This is a genomic window from Janthinobacterium sp. JF4 (assembly GCF_059617925.1).
The window spans coordinates 90,658-103,942 of sequence record NZ_JCAQAV010000016.1 but is presented as its reverse complement, the minus strand read 5'-3'; the positions used below and the strand labels follow the sequence as shown (position 1 = coordinate 103,942).

General features: G+C 60.5%; 12 protein-coding genes. 7 read left to right on the top strand and 5 right to left on the bottom strand.

Annotation, left to right across the window (positions count from 1 at the left end; all coding sequences use genetic code 11):
* Positions 1 to 113: 113 nt before the first annotated feature.
* Positions 114 to 764 (bottom strand): CoA transferase subunit B, encoded by a 651-nt coding sequence (locus tag AC54AF_RS14520; RefSeq protein ID WP_035818065.1) that lies wholly within the window; start codon positions 762 to 764, stop codon positions 114 to 116.
* 20 nt (positions 765 to 784) lie between these two features.
* The gene (locus tag AC54AF_RS14515; RefSeq protein WP_496637085.1) at positions 785 to 1,486 is read right to left on the bottom strand and encodes a CoA transferase subunit A; all 702 of its coding nucleotides are present in this window, start codon (positions 1,484 to 1,486) and stop codon (positions 785 to 787) included.
* A 147-nt stretch (positions 1,487 to 1,633) separates the two neighbouring features.
* On the opposite strand from AC54AF_RS14515, the gene AC54AF_RS14510 reads away from it, so the two are divergent.
* The gene (locus AC54AF_RS14510; protein WP_046684925.1) at positions 1,634 to 2,200 is read left to right on the top strand and encodes a LuxR C-terminal-related transcriptional regulator; all 567 of its coding nucleotides are present in this window, start codon (positions 1,634 to 1,636) and stop codon (positions 2,198 to 2,200) included.
* Between the two features lie 22 nt (positions 2,201 to 2,222).
* Here AC54AF_RS14510 and AC54AF_RS14505 read toward each other — a convergent pair whose 3' ends face one another.
* On the bottom strand, positions 2,223 to 2,999 hold the full coding sequence (locus AC54AF_RS14505; protein WP_034752351.1) for an SDR family oxidoreductase: 777 nt from the start codon (positions 2,997 to 2,999) through the stop codon (positions 2,223 to 2,225).
* A gap of 264 nt (positions 3,000 to 3,263) precedes the next feature.
* Between AC54AF_RS14505 and AC54AF_RS14500 the strand changes: the two genes are divergently transcribed.
* Positions 3,264 to 4,940, top strand: coding sequence for an electron transfer flavoprotein-ubiquinone oxidoreductase (locus tag AC54AF_RS14500; RefSeq protein ID WP_496637084.1), 1,677 nt, complete (start codon positions 3,264 to 3,266; stop codon positions 4,938 to 4,940).
* A gap of 20 nt (positions 4,941 to 4,960) precedes the next feature.
* On the opposite strand, the gene AC54AF_RS14495 is transcribed toward AC54AF_RS14500, so the two are convergent.
* Together AC54AF_RS14495 and AC54AF_RS14490 are read right to left on the bottom strand one after the other, a co-directional pair.
* Complete coding sequence (locus AC54AF_RS14495; RefSeq protein WP_496637083.1) at positions 4,961 to 5,623, bottom strand: NeuD/PglB/VioB family sugar acetyltransferase; 663 nt, start codon at positions 5,621 to 5,623, stop codon at positions 4,961 to 4,963.
* Entirely contained in the window at positions 5,608 to 5,853 is a 246-nt protein-coding gene (locus tag AC54AF_RS14490) for a hypothetical protein (RefSeq protein WP_496637082.1), read from the bottom strand. Before AC54AF_RS14490 ends, AC54AF_RS14495 begins: the two co-directional genes overlap by 16 nt.
* 44 nt (positions 5,854 to 5,897) lie before the next feature.
* Between AC54AF_RS14490 and AC54AF_RS14485 the strand changes: the two genes are divergently transcribed.
* The 5 genes from AC54AF_RS14485 to AC54AF_RS14465 all read left to right on the top strand — a co-directional run bounded on the left by AC54AF_RS14485 (position 5,898) and on the right by AC54AF_RS14465 (position 13,122).
* A complete protein-coding gene (locus tag AC54AF_RS14485; protein ID WP_496637081.1) occupies positions 5,898 to 9,107 on the top strand; it encodes a tetratricopeptide repeat protein in 3,210 nt (1,069 codons plus the stop codon).
* The gene (locus AC54AF_RS14480; protein WP_496637080.1) at positions 9,107 to 10,258 is read left to right on the top strand and encodes a DegT/DnrJ/EryC1/StrS family aminotransferase; all 1,152 of its coding nucleotides are present in this window, start codon (positions 9,107 to 9,109) and stop codon (positions 10,256 to 10,258) included. The genes AC54AF_RS14485 and AC54AF_RS14480 overlap by 1 nt, the downstream gene beginning before the upstream one ends.
* Positions 10,258 to 10,986: an LbetaH domain-containing protein gene (locus AC54AF_RS14475; protein WP_496637079.1), complete on the top strand. Its 729-nt coding sequence runs from the start codon at positions 10,258 to 10,260 to the stop codon at positions 10,984 to 10,986. The genes AC54AF_RS14480 and AC54AF_RS14475 overlap by 1 nt, the downstream gene beginning before the upstream one ends.
* Positions 10,987 to 11,127: 141 nt before the next feature.
* On the top strand, positions 11,128 to 12,003 hold the full coding sequence (locus AC54AF_RS14470) for a flagellin N-terminal helical domain-containing protein (RefSeq protein ID WP_436481114.1): 876 nt from the start codon (positions 11,128 to 11,130) through the stop codon (positions 12,001 to 12,003).
* A gap of 243 nt (positions 12,004 to 12,246) precedes the next feature.
* A complete protein-coding gene (locus tag AC54AF_RS14465) occupies positions 12,247 to 13,122 on the top strand; it encodes a flagellin N-terminal helical domain-containing protein (RefSeq protein ID WP_128139607.1) in 876 nt (291 codons plus the stop codon).
* Positions 13,123 to 13,285 lie beyond the last annotated feature (163 nt).

Here is a 13,285-nt window from a genome sequence, read left to right as displayed (position 1 = left end):
ACAGCACTGCCAAGGGAAGATTCCGGCATTTCCCCTATTTGCCGAGGACAGAGCCCATAAAAAAAGGGCGGACATCGCTGTCCGCCCTGCTTCCATACGACGATACGCCCAGCTTACACGGCCGATACGTCCAGTTCCGCGCCCGTGGCCGCCTGCACCTGTTCCTTGGTCACGCCCGGCGCCAGCTCCACCAGCTTCAGGCCGTTTTCCGTCACGTCGATTACGCCCAGGTCGCTGATGATGACGTCGACCACGCCCACGCCAGTCAGTGGCAAGTCGCACTGTTTCAGCAACTTGTGCGACGTCGTGCCATCCTTGGCCGTGGCCACGTGTTCCATCAGCACGACGACGCGCTTGACGCCGGCGACGAGGTCCATCGCACCACCCATGCCCTTGACCATCTTGCCTGGAATCATCCAGTTCGCCAGGTCGCCCTTTTCCGACACTTGCATGGCGCCCAGGATGGCCAGGTTGATCTTGCCGCCGCGGATCATGCCGAACGAGTCGGCTGAGCTGAAGTAGGCGGCGCCGGGCAAGGCCGTCACGGTCTGCTTGCCCGCATTGATCAGGTCGGCATCGACTTCCGCATCGGTCGGAAACGGGCCGATGCCCAGCAAACCGTTTTCCGACTGCAGGAACACTTCGATATTTTCCGGCACATAGTTCGCCACCAGGGTCGGCAAGCCGATGCCCAGGTTCACATAAAAACCATCCTGCAATTCTTTCGCCGCGCGCGCGGCCATCTCATCACGTGTCCAAGCCATAATAATCTCCGTATTCTTTTTTATGCTTCGGTGCGCACAGTGCGCTGCTCGATGCGTTTTTCCGGGTTCGCGTTGACCACGATGCGGTGCACGAAAATGCTTGGCGTGTGGACCTGATCCGGATCGATCTCGCCCACTTCGACCAGTTTTTCCACTTCGACGATGGTGATCTTGCCCGCCATGGCCACGTTCGGGTTGAAATTGCGCGCCGTCTTGCGGTAAACCAAATTGCCGGCGCGGTCGGCCATGTAGGCTTTCACCAGCGACACATCGGCCACGAGGCTGCGTTCCATCACGTACTGTTCGCCATCGAATTCGCGGAGCTCCTTGCCGTCGGCAACGATGGTGCCCACGCCCGTCTTGGTGAAGAAGGCGGGAATGCCGGCGCCGCCGGCGCGCAGCTTCTCGGCCAGGGTGCCTTGCGGCGTGAATTCCAGTTCCAGTTCGCCGGCCAGGTACTGGCGCGCGAATTCCTTGTTTTCACCCACATAGGAGGCGATCATTTTCTTGATCTGGCGCGTGGTGAGCAACTGGCCCAGGCCGAAGCCATCGACGCCGGCGTTGTTCGAAATGGCGGTCAGGCCCGTCACGCCCGAATCGCGCAAGGCTTTGATCAGGGCTTCGGGAATGCCGCACAGGCCGAAGCCGCCGACGGCGATGGTCTGGCCATCTTGGACGATACCGGCCAGCGCCGAGGCGGCGTCAGGATAAACTTTATTCATGGGTGTCCCTCTATCTTTTGTTAAGCTTTGGTCTTGAGTCCATGACTCAGGCAGCGACTCAGCATAAAATACGCGCGTGGAAAGTACAATACCGTAGAACTACCGGCGCCGTGCCGGCAATCCCCCTGTGAGAGTGATACGTATCAGATGAACGCCGCGTCAGCCATCGATTATGAAAGCATCTTCCTGCACGCGCCCGTGGGCATGTGCATGTCGGAAAACCGCATCATGCGCAGCTGCAACGAGGCACTGGCAGCCATGTTCGGCTATGCGCGCGCCCAGCTGGACGACCAGTCGTTCGAAGTACTCTACCCCACGCACGACGAATTCCTGCGCACGGGTGACCGCATCATCCCCATCATGAACGCCAAAGGCCGCTATTCGGACGAGCGCATCATGCGCCGCAGTAATGGAGAATTGTTCTGGTGCCACGTCACGGGCCACGCCATGCTGCCAAAGGAACCGCTGGGGCCGGGCATCTGGACGTTCGAGGATGTCAGCGAGAAGCGCCCCGTGACGGCAGAACTGACCCCGCGCGAACGCGAGATCGCCGCCCTGCTGGTGGAAGGCAAGACCAGCAAGGTCATCGCGCGCCAGATCGACCTCAGCCCCCGCACGGTGGAAATGCACCGCGCCAAGCTGATGCGCAAGTTTGCGGCATCCACGTCATCCGAGCTGGTGCACAAGCTGGTGGGACTGCAGCTGCAGCGCTAGGGCTGCAGCGCAAGCTGGTGCCCTAGAAGGTACTCATTCCACCGTCTGCAGAAATGATGGCGCCGTTAATGAAGTGCGAATCCTCGCCCGCCAGCAACAGCAACAGCCCATCGAGGTCTTCCGGCTTGCCCGGACGTTTATTCGGCAGCATTTCGATCAGCTTCTTGCCCTGTTCGGTGGCGAAGTAATCTTCGTTGATCTCGGTGGAAATGTAGCCAGGGCAGATGGCGTTCGTGTTGATGCCGTACTTGCCCCACTCCACGGCCATGGCGCGCGTCATGTGCACCATGCCGGCCTTGCTCATGCAGTACACGCCGATCTGCGGCAGCACCTGCAAGCCCGCCATCGAGGCGATATTGATGATGCGGTGCTGTTTCTTCGGGTCGCCCTTGGCGCGCGCGATCATGCGCTTGGCCGTTTGCTGGGCCACGAAGAACGATCCGCGCAGATTGGTGTCCATCACGAACGAATAATCTTCGGGCGTGACGTCGACCAGGCGTTGCGTGGTGGAGACACCGGAATTGTTGACGAGGATATCGATGGGGCCCGCTTCCGTTTCCGCATGCGCGATGGCCGACTTGATGCTGGCGAAATCGGTCACGTCGAGCGACACCACGTGTGCGGCGCCGCCGTCCGCTTCGATCTCGGCGCGCAACTCCTTCAGGCGTTCGGTGCGACGCGACGCCAGCACGACCTGCGCGCCAGCCTGGGCCAGCACTTTCGCAAAGCGCGCGCCGAGGCCGCTCGATGCGCCGGTAATCAGGGCAATCTTGCCCTCGAAATTGACTTCTATGCCCACGAGCTACTCCTGTTTTATTTTAGACAACACTTTACGCCGTGCCGATGGCAATCGGGCAAATTCCCCCGCAGCGCACTCGAGCAAAAGTAAACGCCATCATTACACAAAATGGCCGGATTTAGATTGCGGCGAGGGGCAATGTCACGCAAAATGGCGCCAAAGTTGCAATCCTCGCCAAAAACAAGCACACTCGTGCTTAAATTTTCCCGGTGATGCTTTATTCCCTATCCTTGCTACCTAATTGAGTGACTAACAATCGAGACCATGACACAGCCTAATAACTTAGTTGAACAGTACGGACCGCGCGACACCATGGAGTATGACGTGGTGATCGTCGGCGGTGGCCCCGCAGGCTTGGCCGCAGCGATCCGCCTGAAACAGCTGGCCGCTGAAAAAAACCAGGAAGTGTCCGTCTGCGTGCTGGAAAAAGGCGGCGAACTGGGCGCGCATATCCTGTCGGGCGCCATCATGGACCCGAAAGCGCTGACCGAACTGATTCCGAACTGGAAAGAACTGGGCGCGCCCCTGAACACGGAAGTGACGGAAGACCGCATCCTGTTCCTGACCGAAACGAAAGCCTATAAAACGCCAGGCTTCGCCGTGCCGGCCTGCTTTGAAAACCACGGCAACTACATCGTCTCGCTGGGCAATGTGGTGCGCTGGATGGGGCAGCAGGCGGAAAACCTGGGCGTGGAAATCTTCCCGGGCTTCCCTGCCGCGGAAATCCTCTACAACGACGACGGCTCCGTGAAAGGCGTGGCGACCGGCAACATGGGCGTCAAGCGCGATGGCGAACCGGGCCCCGATTTCCAGCTGGGCATGGAATTGCACGCCAAGTACACCTTGTTCGCCGAAGGCGCGCGCGGCCACCTGGGCAAGCAATTGATGGCCAAGTATGACTTGAACGCGGGCAAGGACCCGCAATCGTACGGCATCGGCATCAAGGAATTGTGGGAAATCGACCCGGCACAGCACAAGCCGGGCCTGGTGATCCACTCGAGCGGCTGGCCGCTGGACACGAAAACCTATGGCGGCTCCTTCCTGTACCACCTGGAAAACAACCAGGTCATGGTCGGCTACGTGGTGGGCCTGAACTACGAAAACCCGTACCTGTCGCCGTACGAGGAATTCCAGCGCTATAAGACGCATCCGGAAATCCGCAAGTTCTTCGAAGGCGGCAAGCGCATCTCGTACGGCGCGCGCGCGATTGCGGCCGGCGGCCTGCAATCGCTGCCGAAACTGGTGTTTGCCGGCGGCGCGCTGATCGGCTGCGATGCGGGCTTCCTGAACATGAGCCGCATCAAGGGCAGCCACGCGGCCATCAAGAGCGGCATGCTGGCGGCGGACGCCGCCTTCGGTGCGCTGGGCGAACAGCGCCAGCACGACGAACTGACGAGCTACCCTGTCGCCTTTGAACAATCCTGGCTGCATGAAGAGCTGCACGTGGCGCGCAACGTCAAGCCATGGCTGTCGAAAGGTTTGTACCTGGGCAGCCTGATGACGGGCATCGACCAGCTGATCTTCCGCGGCAAGGCGCCGTGGACCCTGCACCACTCGCACGGCGACCACGAATGCCTGAAACCGGCCGCCCAGTCGAAAAAGATCGTGTATCCGAAACCCGATGGCAAGCTGACCTTCGACAAGATGTCGTCCGTGTTCATCTCGAACACGAACCACGCGGAAGACCAGCCGATCCACCTGACGTTGAAGAACGCCAGCGTGCCCGTCGACGTCAACCTGGCCACGTATGCAGGTCCGGAAGCGCGCTACTGTCCCGCCGGCGTCTACGAATTCGTGAAAAACGACGACGGCGCCGAACGCCTGCAGATCAATGCGCAGAACTGCGTGCACTGCAAGACCTGCGACATCAAGGATCCGACGCAGAACATCGTGTGGGTGACACCGGAAGGCGGCGGCGGGCCGAACTATCCGAATATGTAAACCGGCAGGTTGGCGTGCCCTTACAGATAATTGTCGCCGGCCAGGCGGCGGCGTATCGTTTTTGCCGGCGCGCCATAACTGACGCACAAATCGGCCACGGGCCGCGTCACCACGGCACCGGCGCCGACCACGCAATGGCTGCCAATACGCATGCGCTGCAGCAGCAAGGCGCCCATACCCAGGGCGCTGCAGGTGCCAATGAAGCAGCTGCCGCCTGTCGCAGCAGCAGGCGCCAGGCTGGAAAATGCTTCCATCACGGAATCGTGATCCAGCGAGGCGCGCGTATTGACGATACAGCCCTGCCCGACGTCGCAACCTGGATTGATCACCGCCCCCGCCATCACCACGCTGCCCTCACCGATGCGCACGGCCCTGGCGACGCTTGCCTGCGGATGCACGGCGCTGACGAACGGCAGTTGCGGGCACAATGCCGCCACGCGAGCTGTCACGCCTGCCCGTACAAAGTTGTCGCCGATGGCCACCATCACCCCTGCCACGGCGAGCTGTTCCACCAGCGCCGGCAAATCAGACTCGGCGCCCAAGACGCGATAGCCCGAGGTTTCCTCGCCGATCGTCCGAAACGCATCGATCAAGCCGGCAATGCGAAACATCCCCTGTCGCTCGACCACGTCAATCACGACCTTCGCATGGCCCGATGAGCCGATTATCAAAATGTTGTGCATATCCCAGCTGAAAAGTGAACGATATCGGGCAGCGGCCAACCTGCCAGGAAGACGCCAATCCCGCGCATCATACCAGCAGCCCGACGCAATGCAACGAGCGCATCCGGCGTCAAGGTTTTTAAAACAGCCACTTTTTCCCCACGCTTTGACCAGCCAGCAACACCAAGTTTGCATTGCAATAACATTCCTGAATAAATTCCACCCGGAAAGTTTCTCAGAGGCACTTCCACCAGTTACAATTCCTTTTGCTAAATACTTCAACTGCCGCCCGCCCATGAACGCAAACGCCCTTCCCGCAGTGCCCCTCGACGCCGAATTACAGCAGGCAATCACCGAACACCAGGCTGGCCGCTACGCCGAGGCGGAGGAGCTTTACCTGGCGATTTTGCAGGCACAGCCGTATCACGCCATTGCCAACCACAATATGGGCTTGCTGGCGGGACAGGTCGGACAATACCAGGCCGGCTTGCCGTATCTGCACAAGGCGCTGTCGGTCAACCCCGACGAAGGCCAGTTCTGGCTGTCGTATGCGGATGGCTTGCTCAAGGCGGGCGAACGCGAACAGGCGCTGGAGATCGTCACGGCAGCCATCGCGCGCGGGCTCGACAACGAACAGTCGCAGGGCTTGCGCAGCCGCATCGAAACGGCCATCGCAAGCATGCCGACAGCGCAGGAAACGCAGCACGTCATTGAGTTGTATCAAGCCGGCCACCATGCCGAACTGGAAGTGGCCAGCCACGCCCTGACGCAGCGCTACCCCGACTCGGACTTCGCCTGGAGCGTGCTGGGCACCGCCCTGCAATTGCAGGGCAAGGATGCTTTCGAGGCCCTGCAAAAAACCGCGCAACTGGCACCCAACGATGCCGAAGCGCATGGCAATCTGGGCACCGCGTGGCAGGAACGGGGCATGTACGATCAGGCGATCAACAGCTATACGCGGGCGCTGGAACTGAATCCGGACTTTGTCGAGGCGCATGGCAACCTGGCCGCGGCGCTGCAGGCGCAAGGCAAACTGGAACAGGCCGAACAGGCATACCGGCAAGCACTGGCGTTGCGTCCCGACTACGCCAAGGGCCATTTCAATCTTGGCAATACGCTGCAAGCGATGCAGCGCAGCGCCGAGGCCGTCGCGTGCTATCAACGCGCGCTGGCCCTGCTGCCGGGCGACGCTGAAGTCTATCTGAACCTGGGCAACGCCCAGCAAGACCTGCAGCAATGGCAAGCGGCCATCGTCAGCTATCGGGCCGTGCTGCAACTGGCGCCCCACACCACGGCGGCGCATGCCAATCTGGCCGCGGCGCTGCATGAAGCCGAAGACTACGCCGGCGCCGTGGCCAGTTACCGGCGCGCCATCGAATTGCATCCCGACGACGCCAAGCTGCACAACAACCTGGGACGCGCCCTCCAGTCGCTGGAACAGCCAGAGGAAGCCATCGCCGCATATGAGCAGGCGATCGCGCTCGATGGCGATTTCACCCAGGCGCTGAGCAATCTGGGCTTGCTTCAATGCAAACAAAAGAATTACGCTGCGGCCATCGAACATTGCGCGCACGTGCTGCGCCTGCAGCCGGACGATGCGCAAGCCTGCGGCCAGCTCGCCATCGCCTACGGCGCGGCCGAAGACCGGGACAACGCCCTCAAGTATTTCCAGCAAGCCATCGATCTGGCTCCCGGCAGCGCCGCGAACCACAGGCAGCTGGCCGACTACTACAGCACCATCAAGCGCTATCCCCTCGCGGTGGAGGCATACCGCCGCACCCTGGAACTGGACGCCAGCGATAGCGAAACGCATAACCATCTGGGCGTCGCCCTGCAAGAGCTGGAGCAATACGATGCGGCCACCGCCGCCTATGAGCGCGCGCTTGAGCTGGAACCGAAAAACATCTCGGCGCTGTGCAACCTGGGTTCGACGCGGCAGGCGCAAAAGCAACTGGAACACGCCAAGCAGACGTATCTGGCCGTGCTCGAGATCGACCCCGCGTTCGAGCGCGCGCACTTTGCACTCGGCAATTGCTACGTGCTCATGAACGAGCAGCTGCTGGCGCTGGAGTGCTACCACAAGACGCTGGAAATCAATCCCGACTACCGTGACGCCTACGTCAACATCAGCGCCACTTTCAGCAATATCGGCCGGATAGAAGAAGCGATTGAAGCCTGCCGCAAGGGCCTGGCCGTCTGCCCGCTGTGGGAAACCCTGTTCAGCAACTACCTGTTCCTGTTGTCGCATAGCACCGAGATCGATCCCCAGGCGCTCTTTGCGGAGCATCAGCGCTTCAGCGACACCTTTGAAACGCATATCGCCCAAGGACGCGCGGAGCACGGCAATACCCGCGACCCGCTGCGCACCTTGAAAATCGGCTTCGTGTCGGGCGACCTGCACAACCATCCAGTGCCGCATTTCCTCATTCCGATACTGGAAAATATCGCCGATGGCGCCCGCTTGTCGCTGTATGCATACCACAACAATCCGCAAAACGACGATATCACGGAGCGCCTGCGCGAAGTCATTCCCCACTGGCGCCAGGTGGAGCACCTGTCCGATCCGGACCTGGGCCAGCTGATCCGCGACGACGGCATCGACATCCTGATCGATTTGTCCGGCCACACGGGCAAGAACCGGCTGCTCATGTTTGCCTCCAAGCCCGCCCCGGTCCAGGCCAGCTGGATCGGCTACCCGCTGACGACGGGGCTGCAAGCGATCGACTACTATCTGGGCGACCAGTTCTTTACGCCACCGGACGAATTGGGCGACCAATTCTCCGAGAAACTGTTGCTGCTCCCCGCCTGCGTGCCCTTCCTGCCATCCAAGCTGGCGCCCAGCGTCCAGCCCGCACCCGTATTGACCAACGGCTACATCACGTTTGGCAGTTTCAACCGCACCAATAAAATCAATCGCCAGGTCATCGCGCGCTGGGCCAGGGTGCTGCGCGCCGTCCCCGACGCCAAGATGATCGTGGCGGCCATGCCGAAATCGGAAGCGCCGCCCCAACTGGCGGCCTGGTTCGCGGAAGAAGGCATTGCGCCGGAGCGCCTGACCTTCGAAGGACGCACGGGCATGGCGCAATTCATGGCCATCCATCACCGCATCGATATCTGCCTCGATGCCTTCCCGTATTGCGGCAGCACGACGACCCTGCATGCGCTGTGGATGGGCGTGCCCACGCTCACGACGGCAGGCCCCACCATGCCTAGCCGCGCCGGCAACATGATCATGCGCCAGGTCGAACTCGATGACTTCATCGCCACCGACGAAGACGATTACGTGCGCAGGAGCGTATCCATGGCGGCCAACCCCATGCTGCTGGGCGCCTACCGCTTCAGCATGCGCCACCGCCTCGAACGCTCGACCCTGGGCAAGCCCAAGCTGATCACGGAAGGCCTGGAAAATGGCTTGCGCATCATCTGGCAGCGCTGGTGCGAAGGCTTGCCGCCCGTCTCGTTCGAAGCACCTGTGGCCGTACCCAACCCGCCGATCGGATTATGATGAGCGCTCCAAAAAACAAACCGGTCTATGTGACCCAGCCCCTGCTGCCGCCGCTGGAGGATTTCCTGCCGTATCTGGAAGCGATCTGGGACAACAAGATCCTGACCAATGGCGGCCCCTTCCACCAGCAACTGGAACAGGCGCTGTGCGACTACCTGGGCGTCAAGCATATCTGCCTGTTCGCCAATGGCACGCTGGCATTGATGACGGCCTTGCAGGCGCTGCGCATCAACGGCGAGGTCATCACGACGCCGTATTCGTTTGTCGCCACCGCCCATTCGTTGCTGTGGAATAACATCAAGCCCGTCTTTGCCGACATCGAACCGCACAGCCTGAACCTCGACCCGAGCAAAATCGAGGCGGCCATCACGCCGCAGACCACGGCCATCATGCCAGTGCATTGCTACGGCCGGCCATGCGATATCGAAGCCATCGAGAAGATCGCCGACAACTACAACCTGAAGGTGATCTACGATGCGGCGCATGCATTCGGCGTGCGCCATCGGGGCGGCAGCGTGCTCAATCACGGCGACCTGTCCGTGATCAGCTTTCACGCCACGAAGATCTTCAACACCTTCGAAGGCGGCGCCATTGTCTGCCCCGACGCCAAGACCAAGCAGCGCATCGACCACCTGAAAAACTTCGGCTTCGTCGATGAAGTCACCGTCGTGGCCGCCGGCATCAATGGCAAGATGAGCGAGATCAATGCCGCCTTCGGCTTGCTGCAGCTTAAAGGCATCGACGGCGCGCGCCAGAAGCGCAAGGCGATCGATGCGCATTACCGCCAGCAGCTGGCCGGCATCGACGGCATCACCTGCCTGCAGCCAGGCGATGGCGAGGCGGCCAACCACGCGTACTTCCCCATCCTGGTGGGCCCCGGCTACCCGCTGTCGCGCGACGCCCTGTTCCAGCTGCTGCGCGACCAGGAAATCTACGCGCGCCGCTACTTTTACCCGCTCATCAGCGACTTCCCCATGTACCGCGGCATGCCGTCCGCCGCGCACGCCAATCTGCCCGTGGCGCGCCTCGCGTCGTCGCAGGTGATCTGCCTGCCCATCTATCCGGATCTGGCGATGGCAACCGTCGATGCCATTATCGCCATGATCGCCGCCCCCGCATTGCAACAAGAACCCGTACGGAACATCGCCTGATGCACATTTCCACCGAAACCAATTTTTCCGGCGTGGCGGAGAACCACCCCTGGTCGGCCCAATTCACGGTGCTGGGCTACGCGGATGGCGCCATCAGTACCCTGCCCCATCAGTTTTTCCGCGACTGGCTGGACCAGGAACCGGCGGGCGGCCATTTCTATATCGGGCGCGGCTCCTGTTTCGGCGTCGGTTCGCTGGTGAAATATGACAGCGGACAGCAAAGCCTGTGCGTCGGCCGCTATGTCGCCGGCGGCTCGCGCCTGAGTTTCATCCTCAATGGCCAGCACGAGATGCGCACGATCTCGACGTACATGCTGTCGATCCTCGGCGGCGACCTGAAAAATGCGCCGCCGCCACAGTATGCGGACACGGTGATCAAAAACGATGTCTGGATCGGCGACGAAGTGATGGTGCTGGGTGGCAGCGTGATCGAGAACGGCTGCGTCATCGGCGCCCGCTCGCTGCTGCCGCCGAATTTTCGCTCGGAACCTTATGGCATTTATGCGGGTTCGCCGGCGCGCCTGATCCGCCACCGCTTCACGGAAAAAGTCCGGGCGGCGCTGCTGGAGCTGGCCTGGTGGGAAATGCCGCTGGAATGGGTACGCAACAACAACGCCATGTTCCTGGAGGACCTGTGCGCCGACGAAGCGAAGGCATTGCTGGTCATCGACATCCTGAAAAGCAGCCGCCAGCAATGGGAAGCGGAACACGGCGGCGTGGCCGATTGAACCGATGCAGCTTGCCACTCAGGCAAGAAAAAATATATTTCCACGCGGCATTTAATAAAGCGGAAGGAATGGTCGTCTTGTACTGATAGGAGCAGATAAACCGTCGCTCCTCACCGTAACCACCTAATTAGGAATGACACCATGCTGAGCCTTCACACCAACGCTGCTTCCCTGTCGGCACAAAATTCGATCTCGAATACCCAATCCAAACTGTCGACTTCGATGACGCGCCTGAGCACCGGCTTCCGCATCAATTCGGCCATGGACGACGCTGCCGGCCTGCAAATCGCCACCCGCCTGAAAGCACAAACGAGCGGCATGACCGTTGCGATGAACAACACGCAAAACAGCACCTCGCTGCTGCAAACGGCTGAAGGCGCGTTCGCCGAAGTCACCAACATGCTGGTGCGCATGAAGGATCTGGCAACCCAGGCAGCCGACGCTTCGTCGACCAGCAACGACAAGATCGCCATGCAAGCTGAATACAATGCATTGGGCCAAGAGCTGTACAACGTCATGACCAACACCACGTTCGGCGGCACCAAGCTGCTGGGCAAAGGCAGCGCCGCTGCTGACGGCACGCTGTCGACCTCGATGACGTTCCAGATCGGCGCCAGCTCGACCGAAAAAATGACTTTCGACGTATCGGGCAACCTGTCCACGCTGAACACCGCCCTGAGCGGCCTGAGCGCGAACTTCTCCAGCGGCGCATCGACCGGCGCAACGGAACTGACCGCCACCGCCAACGCCACCATCGGCCTGCTGGCGACCGCCATCGACAGCGTCAGCACCGTGCGTTCGGCACTGGGCGCGACGGCTAACCGTCTGGACCACGTCAACACCAACTTGTCGAACATCGCCACCAACACCAAAGCCGCTACCGGCCGCATCATGGACACCGACTTCGCTACCGAAAGCTCGAACATGACGTCGTCGCAAATGCTGCTGCAAGCTGGCACCGCGATGCTGAAACAAAGCAACAGCATGTCCTCGATGGTCATGTCCCTGCTGCAATAATAGTGACTCGGCCGCTTGCGGCCAGCCTATCCAAGCCAGACTCCGGTCTGGCTTTTTTTTCGTGCGCAGCTGGCGCAGGCATGCCGCAACACGTGCCGGACGGGCTGACGAAGCAACAAATACCATTTATTTTAAGAAATTTCCTCAAAGCATTTAATTAAGGCGGCGGCATGGTCGTCTTGTACTGATAGGAGCAGATAAATCGTCGCTCCTCACCGTAACCACCAAATTAGGAATGACACCATGCTGAGCCTTCACACCAACGCTGCTTCCCTGTCGGCACAAAATTCGATCTCGAATACCCAATCCAAACTGTCGACTTCGATGACGCGCCTGAGCACCGGCTTCCGCATCAATTCGGCCATGGACGACGCTGCCGGCCTGCAAATCGCCACCCGCCTGAAAGCACAAACGAGCGGCATGACCGTGGCGATGAACAACACGCAAAACAGCACCTCGCTGCTGCAGACGGCTGAAGGCGCGTTCGCTGAAGTCACCAACATGCTGGTGCGCATGAAAGACTTGGCGACCCAAGCTTCCGATGCCTCGTCGACCGCCAACGACAAGATCGCCATGCAAGCTGAATACAATGCATTGGGCCAAGAGCTGTACAACGTCATGACCAACACCACGTTCGGCGGCACCAAGCTGCTGGGCGATGGCGCGGCTGCTGCCTCCGGCACGCTGTCGACGTCGATGACGTTCCAGATCGGCGCCAGCTCGACGGAAAAAATGAGCTTTGACGTTTCCGGCAACCTGACCGCGCTGAACGCCGCCCTGACCGGCCTGAGCAAAAACTTCTCGTCGGCAGCATCGACCGGCGCAACGGAACTGACCGCCACCGCCAACGCCACCATCGGCCTGCTGGCGACCGCCATCGACAGCGTCAGCACCGTGCGTTCGGCACTGGGCGCGACGGCTAACCGTCTGGACCACGTCAACACCAACTTGTCGAACATCGCCACCAACACCAAAGCCGCTACCGGCCGCATCATGGACACCGACTTCGCTACCGAAAGCTCGAACATGACGTCGTCGCAAATGCTGCTGCAAGCTGGCACCGCGATGCTGAAACAAAGCAACAGCATGTCCTCGATGGTCATGTCCCTGCTGCAATAATAGTGACTCGGCCGCTTGCGGCCAGCCTATCCAAGCCAGACTCCGGTCTGGCTTTTTTTTTCGCCTGCAGTGTCTGGCATTTCCGGCATCTTGAACTAAATTACCATCACGTTTAACGATGTTGCCGGCATAGTCGCCTATACAAGGTAGAACACCGAACAAT